This is a genomic window from Microbacterium sp. K36 (genome assembly GCF_004794355.1).
GTDB classification, from domain to species: Bacteria; Actinomycetota; Actinomycetes; order Actinomycetales; family Microbacteriaceae; genus Microbacterium; species Microbacterium paraoxydans_D.
Genome location: NZ_SSDN01000101.1, coordinates 91,725 through 109,162, shown reverse-complemented (window position 1 = coordinate 109,162; position 17,438 = coordinate 91,725). Strand labels below are relative to the sequence as shown.

General features: G+C 67.1%; 22 protein-coding genes, 1 tRNA gene and 1 pseudogene. 13 read left to right on the top strand and 11 right to left on the bottom strand.

The window, feature by feature from the left end:
* Positions 1-45: 45 nt before the first annotated feature.
* The 5 genes from DW296_RS16255 to DW296_RS16235 all read right to left on the bottom strand — a co-directional run bounded on the left by DW296_RS16255 (position 46) and on the right by DW296_RS16235 (position 3,720).
* Positions 46-1,515: an HNH endonuclease signature motif containing protein gene (locus DW296_RS16255; protein WP_136053060.1), complete on the bottom strand. Its 1,470-nt coding sequence runs from the start codon at positions 1,513-1,515 to the stop codon at positions 46-48.
* Positions 1,516-1,554: 39 nt separating this feature from the next.
* Complete coding sequence (locus DW296_RS16250; protein WP_025105136.1) at positions 1,555-1,929, bottom strand: RNA-binding S4 domain-containing protein; 375 nt, start codon at positions 1,927-1,929, stop codon at positions 1,555-1,557.
* Positions 1,929-2,597: a lysoplasmalogenase gene (locus tag DW296_RS16245; RefSeq protein WP_136053059.1), complete on the bottom strand. Its 669-nt coding sequence runs from the start codon at positions 2,595-2,597 to the stop codon at positions 1,929-1,931. The genes DW296_RS16250 and DW296_RS16245 overlap by 1 nt, the downstream gene beginning before the upstream one ends.
* Before the next feature lie 62 nt (positions 2,598-2,659).
* Complete coding sequence (locus DW296_RS16240) at positions 2,660-3,115, bottom strand: hypothetical protein (protein ID WP_136053058.1); 456 nt, start codon at positions 3,113-3,115, stop codon at positions 2,660-2,662.
* The gene (locus DW296_RS16235; RefSeq protein ID WP_136053057.1) at positions 3,112-3,720 is read right to left on the bottom strand and encodes a GNAT family N-acetyltransferase; all 609 of its coding nucleotides are present in this window, start codon (positions 3,718-3,720) and stop codon (positions 3,112-3,114) included. The genes DW296_RS16240 and DW296_RS16235 overlap by 4 nt, the downstream gene beginning before the upstream one ends.
* A 108-nt stretch (positions 3,721-3,828) precedes the next feature.
* On the opposite strand from DW296_RS16235, the gene DW296_RS16230 reads away from it, so the two are divergent.
* A tRNA-Pro gene (locus tag DW296_RS16230) sits at positions 3,829-3,905 on the top strand.
* Positions 3,906-4,103: 198 nt separating this feature from the next.
* Here the strand turns inward: DW296_RS16230 and DW296_RS16755 are convergent.
* Both DW296_RS16755 and DW296_RS16220 read right to left on the bottom strand, forming a co-directional pair.
* Positions 4,104-4,589, bottom strand: a complete 486-nt coding sequence (locus DW296_RS16755) for a tyrosine-type recombinase/integrase (protein WP_446724152.1) — start codon at positions 4,587-4,589, stop codon at positions 4,104-4,106.
* Positions 4,590-4,664: 75 nt separating this feature from the next.
* A complete protein-coding gene (locus tag DW296_RS16220; protein ID WP_136053056.1) occupies positions 4,665-5,723 on the bottom strand; it encodes a bifunctional NAD(P)H-dependent oxidoreductase/GNAT family N-acetyltransferase in 1,059 nt (352 codons plus the stop codon).
* A 30-nt stretch (positions 5,724-5,753) separates the two neighbouring features.
* Here DW296_RS16220 and DW296_RS16215 point away from each other — a divergent pair, with 30 nt between their 5' ends.
* The gene (locus DW296_RS16215) at positions 5,754-6,248 is read left to right on the top strand and encodes a MarR family winged helix-turn-helix transcriptional regulator (RefSeq protein ID WP_136053055.1); all 495 of its coding nucleotides are present in this window, start codon (positions 5,754-5,756) and stop codon (positions 6,246-6,248) included.
* Here the strand turns inward: DW296_RS16215 and DW296_RS16210 are convergent.
* Positions 6,225-6,803 carry a TetR/AcrR family transcriptional regulator gene (locus tag DW296_RS16210; protein WP_136053054.1) on the bottom strand — a complete coding sequence of 193 codons (579 nt, stop codon included), beginning with the start codon at positions 6,801-6,803 and terminating at the stop codon, positions 6,225-6,227. The genes DW296_RS16215 and DW296_RS16210 overlap by 24 nt on opposite strands.
* A 73-nt stretch (positions 6,804-6,876) precedes the next feature.
* Between DW296_RS16210 and DW296_RS16205 the strand changes: the two genes are divergently transcribed.
* Complete coding sequence (locus DW296_RS16205) at positions 6,877-7,284, top strand: VOC family protein (protein ID WP_136053053.1); 408 nt, start codon at positions 6,877-6,879, stop codon at positions 7,282-7,284.
* A gap of 31 nt (positions 7,285-7,315) precedes the next feature.
* Here DW296_RS16205 and DW296_RS16200 read toward each other — a convergent pair whose 3' ends face one another.
* From DW296_RS16200 to DW296_RS16190, 3 genes are read right to left on the bottom strand one after another with little or no spacing between them, the layout of a single operon-like run.
* Entirely contained in the window at positions 7,316-8,110 is a 795-nt protein-coding gene (locus tag DW296_RS16200) for an ABC transporter permease (protein ID WP_136053052.1), read from the bottom strand.
* Positions 8,107-8,823 carry an ABC transporter ATP-binding protein gene (locus tag DW296_RS16195; RefSeq protein ID WP_136053051.1) on the bottom strand — a complete coding sequence of 239 codons (717 nt, stop codon included), beginning with the start codon at positions 8,821-8,823 and terminating at the stop codon, positions 8,107-8,109. The genes DW296_RS16200 and DW296_RS16195 overlap by 4 nt, the downstream gene beginning before the upstream one ends.
* Positions 8,820-9,179 carry a hypothetical protein gene (locus DW296_RS16190; protein WP_136053050.1) on the bottom strand — a complete coding sequence of 120 codons (360 nt, stop codon included), beginning with the start codon at positions 9,177-9,179 and terminating at the stop codon, positions 8,820-8,822. Before DW296_RS16190 ends, DW296_RS16195 begins: the two co-directional genes overlap by 4 nt.
* 72 nt (positions 9,180-9,251) lie before the next feature.
* Here DW296_RS16190 and DW296_RS16185 point away from each other — a divergent pair, with 72 nt between their 5' ends.
* From DW296_RS16185 to DW296_RS16140, 10 genes and pseudogenes are all read left to right on the top strand, one after another.
* Entirely contained in the window at positions 9,252-9,779 is a 528-nt protein-coding gene (locus DW296_RS16185; protein ID WP_136053049.1) for a helix-turn-helix domain-containing protein, read from the top strand.
* A gap of 255 nt (positions 9,780-10,034) precedes the next feature.
* Positions 10,035-11,213, top strand: coding sequence for an alpha/beta fold hydrolase (locus DW296_RS16180; protein WP_136053048.1), 1,179 nt, complete (start codon positions 10,035-10,037; stop codon positions 11,211-11,213).
* A gap of 85 nt (positions 11,214-11,298) precedes the next feature.
* Positions 11,299-12,310 (top strand): annotated as a pseudogene (locus DW296_RS16175) (IS481 family transposase).
* Between the two features lie 396 nt (positions 12,311-12,706).
* The gene (locus tag DW296_RS16170) at positions 12,707-14,062 is read left to right on the top strand and encodes an alpha/beta hydrolase (RefSeq protein WP_136053047.1); all 1,356 of its coding nucleotides are present in this window, start codon (positions 12,707-12,709) and stop codon (positions 14,060-14,062) included.
* Positions 14,063-14,121: 59 nt separating this feature from the next.
* Positions 14,122-14,472, top strand: coding sequence for a hypothetical protein (locus DW296_RS16165; protein ID WP_062764551.1), 351 nt, complete (start codon positions 14,122-14,124; stop codon positions 14,470-14,472).
* Between the two features lie 8 nt (positions 14,473-14,480).
* Entirely contained in the window at positions 14,481-14,936 is a 456-nt protein-coding gene (locus tag DW296_RS16160) for a DUF6389 family protein (RefSeq protein ID WP_205808038.1), read from the top strand.
* Between the two features lie 58 nt (positions 14,937-14,994).
* On the top strand, positions 14,995-15,900 hold the full coding sequence (locus DW296_RS16155; RefSeq protein ID WP_136053046.1) for a LysR family transcriptional regulator: 906 nt from the start codon (positions 14,995-14,997) through the stop codon (positions 15,898-15,900).
* 108 nt (positions 15,901-16,008) lie between these two features.
* Positions 16,009-16,794 (top strand): SDR family NAD(P)-dependent oxidoreductase, encoded by a 786-nt coding sequence (locus DW296_RS16150; protein ID WP_136053045.1) that lies wholly within the window; start codon positions 16,009-16,011, stop codon positions 16,792-16,794.
* A gap of 113 nt (positions 16,795-16,907) precedes the next feature.
* A complete protein-coding gene (locus DW296_RS16145; protein WP_136053044.1) occupies positions 16,908-17,225 on the top strand; it encodes a sugar ABC transporter ATPase in 318 nt (105 codons plus the stop codon).
* The gene (locus DW296_RS16140) at positions 17,225-17,437 is read left to right on the top strand and encodes a DUF2188 domain-containing protein (protein ID WP_136053043.1); all 213 of its coding nucleotides are present in this window, start codon (positions 17,225-17,227) and stop codon (positions 17,435-17,437) included. The genes DW296_RS16145 and DW296_RS16140 overlap by 1 nt, the downstream gene beginning before the upstream one ends.
* The last annotated feature ends 1 nt before the right edge of the window (position 17,438 follow it).

Below are 17,438 nucleotides of genomic sequence, written 5' to 3'. Positions count from 1 at the left end.
GGATCCAGGTGCTCGAATGACCCGTCGTCGTGATGGCGGCGCGCTTCAGACGAAGGCGACCCGACGTGGGGCGTGATCGGTGTGGACCGCGCCGAGTGGACTTCGCCATTCGAGAACACCGCCGGGATGCTGACGTACCGTCCAGCGCTGAGGCTCCGGGATATCGGGGTGCTTCAGCACATGGTGTCCGCGGCAGAGGTGCGCGAGGTTGTCGACGCGGGTCGGGCCGCCCTTCGCGTGATCCCAGGTGTGGTCGAGGTCGCAGCGGTGTACCGGCTGGCGGCACCCCGGGAACCGGCAGTGCTGATCGCGGGCCCGGAGCAGCCGGCGCATGCTCTCGGTCGGGCTGTAGGCGTCCGTCTCGATGACCTGCCCGTGCGGATCGAGGAACAACCGCGTCCATCCCCCGTCGCGACCGGCGAGAGCCCGCGCGATGTCCGGGTGCAGAGCGCCGTGTCCGTCCAGTTCAGCCGGACGGTCGTCGAGTCCGGCGAGGGTCGTCGCCGCCACGGTCACCTGCAGGCGCCCGCGCACGCAGGCGAGGCCCTCGCCCTCGACGGCGCTCGGATCGGCGGTGAGGAGCAGATCGGTCAGAAGGTCGGCCTGCACCTGGCTCCAGGTGCGGGTGTCGGAAGGGGCCACCTCCGCCTCGGGGTCGAGAGCGTAGGTGTCGCCATCGGCGCTGGAGATCGTTGAGTCCGACCGAGTCTCGCCGCACGGGCGATCTGTCGCGACGCCGTGAGCAGTCAGTAGGTCGTCATGCGCCAGGGTCGGGCGAAGCGTCGCCTCGTCCGACCTCTCGTCCGACCCCGCAGCGTCCGCAGTCCCCGAATCACGCGCGAGAGCCGCATCACGGGCCCGGATGACGGTGCGGGTGAGCTGGCTCAGCCGGTCGGCGATCGCCACCGCCGCCCATTCCGGGAGTATGGCCGTCAGGACAGCGAGGCCGTCGTCGACCGATCGCACCGTGACGCAGCGCTCGTCCGCGGCGCGGCGGTGTCGTTCCGTGATCGTCTCGCCGACGAGGGCGGAGGCGACGCGGCGGGCATGCACCCGCGTGCGCGCCGCGGTCTCGGCTTCGGCGACGACGAGCACCGCCGTCTCGAACAGCGCCATCGTCTCGGGCGCGACGACGCGGTTGCGGATGGCCTCGGCCACGACGGCGCTCGCCCGCGCGATCTCCCGCACGTGCGCGGAGCTCAGAGACCCCGTGTGGAAGGCCTCTCGCACGCGGGGGAGCGCGGTACTCAGGGCGAGAGCGTCGGCGAACGCGAACTCCATGGTGCCGGTGGAAAGATGCGCCGCCGTGGCGAACTCGGCGACCATCGAGCGGTGGATGGCATCTCGGTGGTGCGGAGCCGCGGCCACGTCTTCATCATGGAAAGCGATCTGCGCGACCAGGAGCTCCGCAGCCTCTGCCTCCAGTGCTGCGATGCGTCGACGGGTCTCCGTCCAGGCGTCTCGCACGCGCTGCCGCTCCTCCAGATCGAGGGGTGCGGTCGGCTGGTTCGTCATACCTCGATTTTAGAACATATGTTCGAATCCGGGAAGGGTTCAGTCGTGTTGTATATCGCCTCGTCCGCGGAGGCGGTCGATGTCCCGACGCTCTCGCTTCGTCGGTCGTCCGGCGCCGCGGTCTCGGACGCCGAGGGCTGCCTGCGGCTCCCGTTCCGGCGTCCGGTCCTCGTAGGCGAGGGCGGCCAGCGGCGCGCCCACACGCTTGACGAGGATCTGGCGCACGATCAGGATCCGATCGAAGCCCGCGATGCGGATGCGGAGCTCATCGCCCACGCGGACCGCCTGCGCGGCCTTTGCCTTGTCGCCGTTGACGCGCACATGCCCCGCGCGGCATGCGGTGGTCGCCGCGGACCGGGTCTTGTAGACGCGCACCGCCCAGAGCCAGCTGTCCACCCGCGCGCTGTCGACCATCAGGCGGCCCTCCGCTGCAGGGAGACGAGGGCGCCTGCGACGATCAGGCCCTGGCCGAGCGTATAGGTGAGCATCACGGCGGGGCTGCTCCAGGCCGGAAGGGCATCCGGAAGGAAGAGCCGGAAAGCGAGGATCGTGTCGCTCGCCAGGAAGAACGCCCCGCCCGTCGCGACGAGCGGATGGCATCGTGCGGCGAACGCGGCGGTGCCCGCGAGGAGCAGGCCATACAGGGCGACGCCGATGAGGAGCGGGCCCGTATGCGGGCCGAGGACGAGGATCATCGCGAGCCACCAGGCGGCGTAGATCGCCGTCCACCACGGCAGCCGGCGACGCGCCAGGTGGCGGGCGAAGAGGACGATGTAGGCGATGTGCGCGAGACCGAAGAAGCCCAGCATGAGCGGAAGCTCGGGTGCCGCGGGGAACAGCGCGCGCGCGCCGTCACCCAGCCAGGAGAAGAGCAGGGCGACGAGGAGGAGGGACACCGTCACGGGTGGGTGGATCCGTCGCGCCGCCACAAGGACCGGCACCGCGAGCAGCGGCATCAGCAGCAGCTTCGTCGGACCCGCGAGGTCGTGGTCGAGCGCCAGAAGCACGACGTGCAGGCCGGAGACCACGGCGTAGGGGACGAACGCCCACACGATCGCGGGAGGAAGGGTGCGGCGCTGCATCCCTCCATCGTATGACCGGAGGGGCATATCGCGCCGAAGGCGGTCGATCGGACCGGCCCGCCTCAGGACTCGACGGTGACCGTGGCCACGGCGCCCTCGGCATCGAGGTGCACGGCGGGCCAGTAGCCCTCCGGGAAGTGCTCGCCGCAGGAGTCCGTGAAGTGGAGGACGACGGTGCCGTCGCCGGAGGCCTCGATGGTCTCGAGGTCCAGGTCGTCCGCCGCCTCGTCGAGCTCGCTGGGGTCTGGGGCGCCGGTGCTGAAGGTCGTGACCACGGCATCCGAGGCGACGCGGCGGAGGCCCGGGAGAGCGGCGACGACCGTACGCAGCCGGGGGAGCAGCGGCGCGACCTCGTCCGGCGACGCGCCCTCGACCATCAGCTCGTAGGTGCTGCCGTCGACCTCGACGCTGCCGACGAACCAGTCGTGGGTGAGGACGGAGCCGTCGTCGAGTTCGGAGGCCGCCCGATGGAGCGGTCCGAGGTCGGGATCATCGAGAGAGGAGTTCGCGGCGCTCATGCCTTCACGCTATCGCTCCCGTTCGGTGCGATTTCCAGGGCGACGAGCACGCGCCCCGGCTTCATCACCGCCTTCTCCGTGAAACCCGCGCGGAGGAACGTCCCGATCGTGCCGTGGTACAGATCGTTCGCGCGCTGCTTCTCGCCGCGGGTGTCGACGGGATACCCCTCGATGAGGCGGGCGCCCGACTCCCGCGCGAAGGCGATCGCGGCGTCGAGCAGCTCGGCGTTGAGTCCGGTGCCCCGATGCTCTTTGCGGACGACGAAGCAGGTGACGGCCCACACGGACTCGTCGTCGAACGGCTCGGTGCTCGAGGCGGCGATCATGCGGGTGCGGGGGATCCGGGCCTGACGGGTGCGTGGTCCGATGCGGATCCAGCCCGCGGCCCCGCCGTCGACGTACGCGACCAGTCCCGGAGGGGGACCCTCGTCGATCTCGGCGCGGAACAGCGCCGTGCGCTGAGGCGTGGTGGTCTGATTCCAGTCCTTGTTCGGCAGTACCGGCCAGATGCACTGGCAGCTCGCCCCGTCACCGCCGCCGGTGAGCGCGTGCTGCACGTCATCCCAGCGGGCGGTCGTCGCCAGCGCGGTCGTGATCGTCGACATGCAGGCGACGGTACAAGCAGCTTCCGACACCCCGCAACGCCTCGGTTCGCGAGAGGGCCTCCGGTGCCGCTAAGATAGGGGAGTTGCCTGCGCGAGAGTGCAGAACAACGGGCTGTGGCGCAGCTTGGTAGCGCACTTGACTGGGGGTCAAGGGGTCGCAGGTTCAAATCCTGTCAGCCCGACCAGATAAGGCCCTGATGAGAAGCCATTTTCATCAGGGCTTTGTCATGTCTTCGGACGAGTTTTTGTTGGTCCCCCTCGCCGACGAGCCGCTGCGTCTCCTCGGGCGACGGACGGCTGTTTCGGGCGTTCGCAGGCTCCAACCTGTGGATAAGGGGACCAAAAGGGGACCAGAGCCTCCGATCGTGGCTCCTCGCTACCCGTCACAGTGACCTCGAGGCCTCGCGCCGGCTCGGTCTGCTGGCCTTGGCGGATCGGGCAAGGAAGGCGTTGGCCTGCTCCGCAGCGGAGGCGAGGTGGCGGTCGTCGGGATGCAGGTATCCGCGGGCGGTCTCCACCGAGGCGTGCCCGAGGATGTCCTGGAGGACGTGCAGCGGGATGCCGGCGTCTGCCATCCAGGTCGCGCCGCTGTGGCGGAGGCCGTGCCGGGTGAGATCGGGCAAACCAAGATCGCTGACGATCTGGTCCCAGTTCGTCGCGTCCCGCACGGTCGCGGTCGTGAGTGCGCCGCCCTTCGGGCCGACCAGCAGCCGGTCCTCGGGCTCCTTGCCGTCATCCCAGCCGGCGGCAGCGGTCTTCGAACGATCCCGGTCGCCGCTGGCCCCCCGCGTGTCGAGTACCTCGCCTGGAGCAGCTTCAACCCCACTCCCGCGGCAAGAGCTCTCCTCGAAAGCCTGCCGACTCCTCAATCGGGCGACGCGGGATGGCTGCTAGCGTTCTGACCGGTGATCAGGGAACCGAGTGTCAGTCCGCCGGAACTCCCTTCAAAAACGCTTGACAAGTTCGACGGTTCCTCCGCGATCCTCGGTTTGCTGGACGAATCCTTCGCTTGTGTACAGACGGATGTTCTTCACGCTGTGCGAGCCGGTACTGAGCTCTATCCGGTCGCAGGAGCTGGCGAGAGCATCCGTCGCCTGCTGGAGGAGCCAACGCCCGAGTCCACGTCTGTAGAGGTCTGGAACGACGGCGAGTCTGCCGATGTGCCCTGTTCGCGATGTGCGTCGAGCGCGAACCATTCCGATGAGACGGCCGTGGAGCCAGAGACCGACGCTCTCCCAGTCGGTGAGCCAGGCCTGCACATCTTCGAGGGTCTCGGTGAACGGAGCGAGGCCTAGTGTTTCGTTAGTCAACGCCTCGTCGACCCAGCAGCATCGCTGCAGCACCAGTACATGCGGGGCATCGTCGGGAGTCAACCGGCGTGTGTAGCTACCGGGCAACGGCCCGACTTCGATACCGGGTCGTGCAGCCTCGCGCATGGGCTTGAGCGCGTGAGCTAGTCTGACCAGTTCCTCCAGCAAGACGGTCACCGACGCGGTCAGCTGCGCACTCGGACGCACCCCAGTCGAATCGATCGTGTCTTTTAGGCGCAGGGCGACGGTCGAGCCGAGCGGGACGAGACGAAGCGTCGTTATCACCTGCTTCGCGTGCTGCACGGACCGGGTGCCTGCCGACGTGTTGCCGTAGCTCACGAACCCCATGGGCTTCCATGCCCATTCACGGCTCAGGTAGTCGAGGGCGTTCTTGAGCGTTGCGGGCATGCCGTAGTTGTATTCAGGCGTGACCGCGATGAAGCCATCTGCCTCGTCGACGATCTTGCTCCACGCTTTGGTGTGCGGGTTTCGATAGGCGCCGAGAGCAGGGTGTTCCTCCTCGTCGAAGAACGGGAGATCGAGATCGCGCAACGACACATGCTGAAGCTCGACGTCGAGTGCGTCAGCGGGGGAGGAGAGGGTTCGCAGGAGCCAGTCTGCGATCGCCGGGCCTATCGCTCCGGGCCTGGTGCTGCAGGTGAGGACCACGACTCTAGGTGATTTTGTTGACATGTAATCGACAGTAGATCGTAGAATGATTACATGTCAACGAAAAGGATGGGGTCGGCGGCGCCTTGGCTGAGCGAGGATGAGGAAGTCGCCTGGCGCGCGTTCCGTCGCATGACGATCGCAGTGCAGGCCGGTGTGGTGCACGACCTTGCAGCGTCGGGTCTCTCGGAGCCCGACTATGAAGTGCTCAGCACCCTGGTCGAAGCGCCGGAGATGACGAGCACGCTGCACGCGCAGGCGCAGAAGATGGGGTGGTCACGGAGCAGGCTCTCACGTCACGCCGGCAGGATGGAAGCGCGGGAGATGATTCGCCGTGACCCCGACCCGGCAGATGGTCGCGGCTGTCTGCTCGTACTCGCCCCCCTCGGTCTCGACACCCTTCGCGGAGCGACTGCCATGCACTTGGAATCCGTGCGTCGCCGCTTCGCTGATCGGCTCGACGCGCGTGATCTCCGCGACATCGCACGAATCTCTGAGAAACTCGCGCATGCCCCAGAGTCGGGTCTACGACACATAGGCCGTGAGTAGTCTGTCGAGAACCCGATGGGACTGCCGGCGAGCCAGGTCGGTGTCATCGTGTTGGGCCGTCCAGAGGGCCGCCTCGTTCATCGCGCCGGAGAGCTGCGCGGTCGATGCATCGAGGATCTCTTCTGCAACTCCTGCCTCGCGTAGTGCCTCTCGCAGATGAGTCGCCGAATTCTCCGCGTCGAGTCGGCGCCACTCCTGCCAGCCGCTCACCGCAGGTGCATCGATGAGCAGGATGCGCATGGCGGCCCCGTTCGTGATCGCATCGAGGAACGCGTGCGACCCGGCCCTGAGCTGTTCGAGAGGCTGCGGGTCTGCATTCTCCGCTGCCGTGACGACGGCTCGTGCGACGTCGGCTTGGAGGCGGGCGACGACCTCGGCGAACAGTGCGACCTTGTTCCGGTAGTGGTGGTAGACCGCTCCTCGCGTGACCCCGGCGTCCCGGGCGACGTCGTCGACGGAGACTTCACCGAAGCCTCGTGCTGAGAAGAGCTCCTTCGCCGAATCGAGGATGCGTTGGGCTGTCTGGGCGGCGTCGGCCGCGGAGGCGCGGGGCATGGTCCTCTTCCTTTACGTACAGCGTGTATGTATGCTGGCTTCGTTACATTCATATCGTACGTAAAGGAGTGCAATGTCCGTCAGCAGCCTCTATCCCGTGCTCATGTCTCGCGATGTCGACGCCGCGGCGTCCTTCTACCGCGACTTCATGGGTTTCGAGACGACTTTTGAATCCGACTGGTATGTCAGCTTGCGCTTAGGCGAGTTCGAGCTGGCAGTCTTGGCTCACGATCACTCCACGGTGCCGGCCGAATACCGTGAGCTTCCCCGAGGGGTGATCGTCAACCTCGAAGTCACCGACGTCGATGCCGTCCACAAGCAGCTGGCCGGCAGAACAGGGGTGAACGTAGTGTTGCCGCTTCGCGATGAGGACTTCGGCCAGCGGCACTTCATCGTTGCCGCCCCCGACGGTGTCCTGCTCGACATCATCCAGCCTGTGGCACCCAGTGAGGATTACGCGAGCGCGTATGCGCAGCCATAGCGGCTCCCGTTCGGCGAGACCCCGGCTCCGGTCATCTCAGGTCTCGCCGAAGGGGAGCGAAGACGGCGAGAATCGCCGCGATGACCGCGTATGCCAGGAGGATCGCAGCGCCGAGCATGGGTGAGACCATCGTCGCAGGCGTCAGTGCTGTCTGGCTCGCGATCGCGCCGGTGAGGAAGTCAAAACTCGTCAGCGATGCCGTTGCGCCGCCCGGCAGGAACGGGTAGATCACATTGACGCCGGGAACCATCATCAGGACGTACTCGACGAACAGGAAGTAGCCGAGCACGACGCCGATCGCGACGAAGGGTGAACGGGCCAACGCGCCGACCCCCACTCCGAGCAGCATGTAGGCGGCAGCGGCGAGGCTGAGCTGTATGAGTGCCGGTGTCAGGTCCGCCACATCGACGCCCAGCGGTATACCTCGCGTCCATGTTGCGACGATCAGGGCGAGCAGGGCCGACAGGGATGTGATCATTCCATAGACGATGCCCAGCATCGTGTATACGGCGAGCTTGGCCGTGAGTACTCGATCCCGTCGAGGAACGACGAGGAGCGTCGTGCCGATCGTGCGGTGTCGATACTCACTTGCGATCGCGATTGTCCCGATCAGCGCGGGGACGAACAGAAGCACGGTTCCGATGCCGAGCACGAAACCCACGCCTTCGGGGGTATCGATATCCGGCATAGGAGGCTGGGCGTTCTGCGGTCCGGTGAGCGCAAGGAGAAGCGTCAATCCGCCACCGCACGCTAGCGCAACCAGTGCCGACCACAGTGCTACTCCGGTCGCGCGCAGTCGCAGGACTTCGCCGTAGACGACGTTCATGAGAGGGGTCCTTTTTGCGTGAGGCGCAGGAAGGCTTCTTCGAGGGGAGCATCTTGCGCCAGGAGTCGTTCGAGTGCGCCCGCCCAGACGGTGCGGCCCTGGTCGATGAGGATGACGTCGTCGATCGTGTGCTCGATCTCATGAAGCACATGGCTCGAGAGCAGTACAGCGCCGCCAGCATCGGCGAACTCGCGCAGGAATGTGCGGAGCCAGGCGATTCCGCTCGGGTCCAGACCGTTCGACGGCTCATCGAGCACGAGGATGTCCGGGCCGCCGAGCATCGCGGTAGCCAGCGCGAGGCGCTGGCGCATCCCGGTGGAGAAGGTGCCGATCCGACGATCGGCGTACGACTGTGCCCCCACTAGGGATAACACGGTCTCGACCCGCGACCGGTCCATTCCTCCGAGTGCCGCGTACGTGTGAAGGTGAGCGCGTGCCGTCACGCGTGGATGCGCCGAGGCAATGTCCAGGACCGCGCCCACCGTCTTCGCGGGCGCAGGCAGGTGGACGTAGGGCAATCCGGCGATGTGCGCCTCACCACTGTCTGAGCGGACCAGGCCGAGTAGTGCGCGCATTAACGTCGATTTCCCTGCCCCATTGGGCCCGAGGAACCCGACGACGCGCCCGTACTCGACTTTCAAGCTCACGTCTTCGAGCGCAACGACTGCCCCGAAACGTTTTGAGAGCGCCTCTACCTCGATCGCAGCGTTCAAGAGTGCACGTCCGATCGGAGGTCTGCCGCGATCGACTCTGCAGCATCGGTGCTCAGGAGAATCTCGTCGAACCCGACCGCCGCCCGGTCGACCGCGATCCGCAGCAGCGGGAGCCCGCGCTTCATCGAGACCAGGCGCCGCAGTCCCGAAGGGTGCCTGAACGTGCCCAGTTTGCGGTAGCCAGAGATGACGAGACCGGACTTCATCCCGAGGATCTCGGAAATCCATCCCTGCTCGGTCGCTACCCCACGGATTGCCGACCTCGGAATCGACAGCTTCGATAAGCCCGTCATCGTCGCCTCCCAGCCGGGAAACTGCACGTGCACTCCCGTTCGGTCGCATGTGATGTTCGTCATCGTGCTCTCCTCGATCGCTAGAATAGAATCGTACTGAGAACATTATCAGCGTGATAACAGTGAGGAGTCAAGGTGCCGGACAATACTGCTCTGGCAGAGGTCGTGCTGCACCCGGTGCGATTACGGATCATCCAGCAGCTGGGTGGTCGCAACCGCACGACGGCGCAGTTGCGCGAGGCGCTCCCGGATATCCCGCAGGCCACGCTCTACCGACATGTGGCTGCCCTCCTCGATGCCAAGGTTGTCGCCGTGGTCGATGAGCGCAGATCTCGTGGCGCGATCGAGCGAACCTTGGCGCTGGGCGACCGGATGGCCGCCATTGACCACGCCGAGCTTTCTGCGATGAGCAGCGCGCAGCTGAGCGCTGCCTTCCTGACCTTCCTGGGAGACGTCACGGGTGACTTCGATCGCTTCCTCGATGCGGATTCCCCCGAAGCCCGCGAGCTGGTCGGATTCGCCCGAACGCCCTTGTACGTGAACAGGGAGGATCTCGCAACGATCCAGGCCAGCCTCGCCGACCTACTGACCCCTTACCTGACGGAACGGGAGGACGGTCAGCAACGCGTCAACCTCGCCACGATCCTCCTTCCAGACCCGTGAGTGCATAAAGAGAACGACGGCAACTTAAAGGAGCCAGGATGCCAACGACGGAGGAGGACTGTCTCAACGGGCGTCGAACCGCCTCGACGACGCCTACAAGCCTGGGCGGAACGCCCTCAGCGGCATCCAACAGGGGGTCCATCCAGTCGGGCGCTAGGTGTACTGACCGGAGACGTTGGTTGAGTTCGGACTCAGGCCGCGCTCCCGAGGGTCCTCGCTTGACCTGAACCGGGGTCCAGGTTCGAGGCTTGCACCATGAGTGAGCAAGAAGAAAAGTTTGGTATTGGGGAGGTGGCCGCGCGGACCGGTCTCGATCCCGACACGTTGCGGTACTTCGAGCGACAGGGGGTTTTGCCTGCCCCTCGGCGTGACACTGCTGGGCGTCGTCAGTATGTCGCGGCCGATGTTGACTTGATCCGCATGCTGGTTCACTTGCGTGAGACAGGGATGCCGCTGGCGGACATCGCGCAATTCACCGGCGCTGATGTCGAGGTCGCCGACCCGTCGCGGTTGCGGCTGGAGTTGCTCACGGCGCATCGCCGTCGCGTCGAGGATCGCCGTGAGGCGCTGGACCGTGCTCTCGAGGTGATCGCCCGGAAGATTGAGGACTACACCGATCAGACCACCAACTTGCCGGAAGTTCTCAAGCGATCCGATACGACGATCGCCTATAGCGTCCGGGGCGAGGGGCCGCTACTTTTCCTCGTCGGCGCGCCGGCAGGGCGAGGGGGATTCGCCGCTCTCGCGGACGAGCTCGCGGGGCAGTTCACCGTGGTCACCCATGATCCCCGCGGCATCGGGGCCAGTCGCATGACGCGCGGAATGGCCGCACCCACGCCCGAGGTCCTCGCTGAAGACCTTGCCGCACTGGTCGACACGTTCACTGGTGCGCCTGCTACGTTCGTCGGCACCAGCGGCGGGGCTGTGACTCTGCTCGAACTGGCCAAGCAGCATCCCGACCTCGTCGGGTCCGCCGTGCTGCACGAGCCGCCCCTGATCACGCTCCTGGACGATGACTCCCTCGCCGACCGCGCCTCGTCAGCGTTCGCTGTCGCGACAACTGATCCCCAGCGAGCCGTGCAAGAGTTCTTCGACCTCAGCGGCGCCGCCCACCGCACAGGTCCGGATGAGGTGCCTCCCACGCATATCGCGTTGCCGGAGCTGCCGGCCGAAGAACTCGACAAGAACCGCTACTTCCTTGGCCAGATGGCAGGGCCCAGCGTCTTTTACGAGCCCGACATCGAGGGCCTGCGTCGAGCCAGGCTGACGGTGTGCGCCGGCTCGCTGAGCCATCACCAGATGGCCCGTCGCGCGGCCTGCGCCCTGGCTGATCTGCTGCGTCAGCCTCTGATCGAAATGCCTGGCAATCACGTGGGCGCAAGCGCGAAACCGGCGGAGTTTGCTCGCGCCCTCGTGCCGTTGCTCGACCTCTGAGGACCTGTCCCCACACGATCATTCGGTCGTGTCGCATTCGAAACTCGGCCCTCTTGGGCGGCCCTGGTCCAGGAGGGCCACTCCCATGTCGCACCCAAACGCTGCATTGACCCCCCGCCACAGGCTCAAGGTGGCCCTTCTCGTCGTCCAGGACGGATGGCCGATCAGCGAGGTCGCCGCCCGGTTCCAAGTCTCCTGGCCGACCGTGAAGCGATGGGTCGACCGCTAGCTCGCCGCCGAGTCCATGCACCACCGATCATCACGCCCCAGGACGTCGCCGCACAGGACGGGCAAGCAGGTGACGACGCGCTGCGTGAGCCTGCGAACTCGATTGCGGGAAGGACCCGTTCAACTCGCCACCCGACTGGGCATCGCGCCGTCGACGGTGCACCGTATCCTCACCACCACGCGGCTGAGCCGGCTGTAGCACCTCGACCGGGCAACGGGTGAGCTGGGCCGCGGCTACGAGCACGCGCACCCGGGCTCGTTGGTGCACGTTGACGTGAAGAAGGTCGGGAACATCCCCGACGACGGACGCTGGCGCTACGTCGGCCGCAAGCAAGGTTGGCGGAACAGGGCCAGCACCCCCGACAAACCACGTAGTCGATTCGGCAGCCCGAAGCTTGGCTACGCCTACGTCCACACCGTCATCGACGACCACTCCCGCGTGGCGTACACGGAAGTCCATGATGACGATACCGCTGCCACCGCCGCGGCGGTGGCAGCGCCGCGCCGGCGACTGGTTCGCTGGGCGTGGCGTCACGATCGAGCGGGTGCTGTCGGAGAACGGCAGCGCATACCGATCGCTCCTGTGGCGGGACACATGCGAGGCGCTGTCGATCCGACCGAGGTTCACGCGTCCCTACCGTCCGCAAACCAACGGCAAGGTGGAGCGCTTTCACCGGACCATGGCCGACGGCTGGGCCTATGCCCGCTGCTACCCGTCCGAAACTGAGCGCCGCGACGCGCACGTCGCTTGGCTGCACCAGTACAACCAGCAGCGGCCGCACGCCGCCTGCGGCAACGAGCGGCCCTTCTCACGATTGACCAACGCCCCGGTCAGTACAGCTTGGGGGTCCGTTCTACGCCGGCGCTAGCTGTAGTTCCTCAGGACGTTGCGAACGGGCATCGTCCGCTAGGAGACAGTGAGGGTCGAGAGCCTGCTGACGATGCGCCGCGCGTCGCCGGGTGGTTCTGCTGCCAAGAGGAGGCGTTGCGGTTTGCTCGCGGCATGGACGTGGATGGGGATGTCGCGGTCGTAGTTGACTCCAGGTCAAGGGGTCGCAGGTTAAAATCCTGTCAGCCCGACCAGATAAGGCCCGGAAACCCGCGAGAGTCTCCGGGCCTTCTGCATGTCCGGAAGATGAGCAGGAGTCCACGGTTCTCGGAAGAACGGGCAGCATTGATGACAGGCCTTGTCGGCTCGGCCTGGGTGCGGGTGGCCTCCGCTGCTACCGTCGGGGAAAGTCGGCTGTACGGAGCATAGGAGTGTCGTGGACGAAGAACTCGCGGCCTTTACGGTTCATCAGGGTCCGGAGACGATCGCGCCGACGACGGAGTATGAGGGCACGAATGCCTCACGCTTCGCGCTCATGGCACCTCTGGGGCCGGTGCGGGAAGACAGCCAGGCAAGCGACGGAGTGGTTGCGACCGAGCACTTGGTGCAGTTCGGCCTCAACCCGGAGCTCATGCGCACGCGTGACTCCGTGGCAGGAGAGCGTGCCGGCCAGGAGGCGGAGTTCTTCTTCGAGAGCTACCGCCCGGGCATGGAACTCACGGAACTTCGATACACCGCCTTCAACGCACTCAACACGGAGGCAAGGCTCGATGCCCGCCTCGCGTTCCTCGCGGCCGGTCTCGGGAGCGCCCTGGAACGGGAGTCCGTCACGGCAGCGTCGGCTGTGCTTACGTCTGTCCCTCCGCCGGAAGCACCATCACCGGCGGCCGGCTGGCGAGGATGGCCGTATCGGTTCTTGACTCGCCACATCGATTCGCTCCGGTTCACCGACCCCCTGCTGGAGTTCGTGCCTTTCCCGGACGAGGACGGCGAGGCGGCCGCGACCGTCCCGTGGGATGGCGAAGCCTGGCAACGCTACTGTTCATACTGGCTTGGCGAGGTGGGCAAGGATGCGGATCCCGCCAGCTTGTCGGCGGCGGTGCGCTTCCTTGCACAAGTGCGGGTAGAAATCGCTGAGCGGTCGGCTGACCCTATCGTGCGCGAGCTGGCCTTCGCCTCGTACCTGAACCTGCCTGGGGGTGCGGCGCCCTCGCCACCGTCTGCTGCACCGGCCGCACCTGCCGGAGAGACCACCCTCGTTTCCACGATGGTGCACGGTACATGGGGGTGGAAGGGCGCATGGTGGTATCCCGGCGGCGACTTCCACCGGTACATCGCTTCAGGGATTCGGCCCGCTCTCTATGCCGGCGGTCAGGAGTTCTCATGGTCGGGGGCTTACAGCACGAACCAGCGGGCCATCGGCGGAAACAGGTTCGTTCGTTGGGTGCAAGCTGTCGGTGGCGCCGACGGACTCGGCACGGTGTTCGGGCACAGCTACGGCGGCGAGATCATCGCCCGGGCCGTCAACGCAGGTTCCACGATCGATGAAGTCGTGTTCTTGAGTGCGCCCGTGCATGCGCACCACAGACGGATGCTGAGTGCCGTCCGTCGCGTCGTTGACGTCCGTCTCCCTTTCGACATCGTTCTCACGGCTGCTCGCGCATCGCAGAAGCTTCCTCCCGCCGGGAACGTGGTCGAGTACGTCGTGAAGCAGAACCTCTGGAGCCACGGCGCAACCCACAACCCCGAGGTCTGGGCATCGGAGGGCATTGCAACGGCTGTCGGACTGTGAGCGCGGCTGTCTGGTCAAGGGGGTGCGACGCCACAGCCTCGCGTCCTAACGTCGGAGTCATGGCTATCGAACTGAACCGACCGGCGCTGAAGCTCGCGCGTTCCCTCGTCCGCGACGGCAAGGTCGTGCGGGACGAACGCGACGACTGGTCCGAGGCGGCGCCCAGCGCCGAAGAAGAGAACCGCTTCATCGACGAGCACGGGTGGACGGAGTTCGCCCACTGGCACCTCGGCATCGACAAGAGCGAGAACCTCGAGACGAAGAAGGCGTACAGCTTTCCGTTCGGCGACTTCCGGAAGGTGCGTCGTTCCGGCGTGATCTCGGGGGAGAGCCGCGCCGGGCAGTATGACCACACGGAGATCAGGGACGAGCTGCGGAAGCTCCTCGAGCTCATCGACTCGGAGGCTTGACACCTCCCATGAGCGCTCCGGAGGCAGCAGAGGAGGGGGACGGCACCGGGTCCTACGCTCGCGCCCTGCGCACCGTGCTCGACGGGGAGAGCGAGCGCGTCGCCGCCGCGCTGGGGGACCTGCATCGGGCCGCCGTCGAAGCGGAGAGCGGTGTGGAAGCGATCCTCATCGACGTCTTCGTCGACCAGGACGGCGAGGGCCCCTTCGACGTCTGGGCGCGGTTCGACGGAGCCGATGCCTTCGACCTGGACCGGCGGTTCGACGACCAGCGCCACCTGTTCGGGGTGGAGTGGAGCGCGGACGGCTGGGAGCCCGCGGTGCCCTCGCGCCCGCGCGGATGGACGCGGGATCGCCTGGAGGAGGCCGTCCTCGTGGTCGTCGCGGAATGGATAGAAGGCCTGCTCCCGGCCGGTGCGAGGGACGGCCTCTTCTGGGTGGGTGCTCCCGATCTCGGCTACGCCTGACCGACGGCGACCGACGCGAACGGCCCGATCAGCCGTCGTCCGGTGATAACGTCGGGCTATGAGCGACCGCGTGAGCCTCGAAGCCCTCCGCTATGCACAGGCCGTCTCGGAGACGCACTCCTTCGGTGCCGCCGCGCGTGCCTACGGCGTGACGCAGCCGGCCCTCTCCACCGGGATCTCCAAGTTGGAGGACCGCCTGGGGGAGCGCCTGTTCGAGCGCTCGCCCCGTGGAGTCGTCCCGACGGCGTTCGGCGCACATCTCCTCCCGGTCATCGACCGCGCGCTCCTTGCCGTGGACCAGGTCGCCGCCGAAGCCGCGCGCTGGAACCGGTCGGCTGACGCTCGGGTGCGGGTCGGCGTCTCGCCGCTCATGAATCCGGCCATCGTCGCGCGCGCCTACACGGCCGTGTGCGCGCTTCCCGCCCCGCCGGCGCCGCGGCAGCTCGTCCTCCGCGAGGCGAACGTCGCCGACCTGCGGCGCGAGCTCTCCGCCGGGGAGCTGGACCTCATCCTCATCCCCTCCGTCGCGCCGATGCCCCGCTTCCGGCACCGCATCGTCGATGCGGAGCCGGTGGTCGTCGTGGACGAGGAGCCGTCACAGGGCGGCGCGGTCGAGCTCAGCGACCTCACCGACACACCCCTGATCCTGATGCCGGACACGTGCGGGCTGACGACCTTCACCACCGACCTCTTCGCCGTGAATGACGTGCCGCTGAGTGCCTACGACGGCGAGGCGGCGACATATCGAGTGCTCGAGGAATGGGCGAAGCTGGGCCTGGGCACGGCGGTCATCCCGCGCTCGAAGCTCGCCTCCCCGGACGCGCCGCACCGCCCGCTGCGTGAACGGGGCATGGACGTGGAGATCTTCTACGAGGCGGTCTGGGACCCTTCCTCCCCGCTCGCCCACGATCTGGCCGACCTCACCGCCGCGCTCTCCCTGGACCCGGCTGCCGTCGACTCATAAACAGGCGTTATCACTCGATCACGTTCCCTCGTCTACTCCACACGGCTCCCGCTTCGTAGCGTGGAGGAGCGACGGCACCCGCCGTCCAGGACGGAGAGGAGCCGCACCATGGCCGAGCTCGACAAGGAATTCACCGGACGCACCGCGATCGTGATCGGGGGCACGAGCGGGATGGGTCTCGCCATCGCCGAGCGGATCGGACGCGAGGGGGCCGCGGTCGTCGTGGTCGGTCGACGCGAGGAGAAGCTGGAGGCGGCGCGCGTCTCCCTCGTCGACCAGGGCATCGAGGCGACCACCCTGCAGGCCGATCTGACGGACCTCGCGAGCGTGGAAGCACTCCGGGCCCGGCTCGCCGCCGAGCACGCCGGTGCCGACCTCCTCGTCAACGCGGCGGGCGTGTTCGCACCGAAGCCGTTCCTCGAGCACACCGAGGCCGACTACGACGCGTATCTCGACCTCAACCGGGCGACCTTCTTCGTCACCCAGACGGTGGTCTCCGGCATGGTGGCGACGGGCCGCGGCGGAGCCGTCGTCAACCTCGGCTCGATGTGGGCGCACCAGGCCGTGGCAGCGACGCCGTCCTCGGCGTACTCGATGGCCAAGGCCGGTCTGCACTCGCTCACGCAGCACCTGGGGATGGAGCTCGCGTCGCACGGCATCCGCGTGAACGCCATCGCTCCCGCGGTCGTACGCACACCCATCTACGAGGGGTTCATCCCGAAGGACGAGGTCGACGGGGTCGTGTCGAGCTTCGACGCCTTCCACCCGCTCGGCCGCGTGGGAACCCCCGAGGACATCGCCGAGGTCGCCGCGTTCCTGCTGTCCGACCGCGCGGGCTGGGTGACCGGGGCAGTCTGGGATGCCGATGGCGGCGTGATGGCCGGGCGCAACTGACGCCGGGTCCCACGAAGCTTCGGAACCTAGCTGCTCGGCGAGGTCTCCTCAAGCCCCTCGGCGAGTCCGGTTCCGGCCGGGAGACTGGGGGCAGCCCGATCGAAGGAGGAGACATGGAATCGACACCCGACGACGTCGGCGGCCAGCCGCTGCGCGACGGCGACGCGACCACCGAGGCCGACCCCGGCAACGATCCCGCGCAGACGGAATGGGAGCGCACGGAAGCCCTCGACGACGGTGCGGCACCGGAGGATCTGGAGGCATCGACCGCCACCGGCCGTGATCCCGACGAGATCCCCGATCCCGACGACGAGGTGCCGGCGGAGGACCTGCCCGGTTCCACCCCGCAGCCCGAGAGCCAGGGGGAGGATCCGGTTCTCGCCGATCTCGGCGAAGAAGGCCAGGGCGACCTGGGGCCGGGGGACGTCTGATGGCCATCACGACGATCGTCACCCGGTCGAAGAACGGCCATTGGGTCAACGAGGTGGAGGGCGCGCCGGAACTCTCCCGCAGCTACACCAGCCGTGACGAGGCGATCGAGGAGGGGGAAGCACTGGCTTCCGAGCACGGTGCCCGCCATGAGATCGAGGAGAGCGAGCCGACCGGCACCATCACCGACGGCGGCGACCCGGACGACGTCTGAA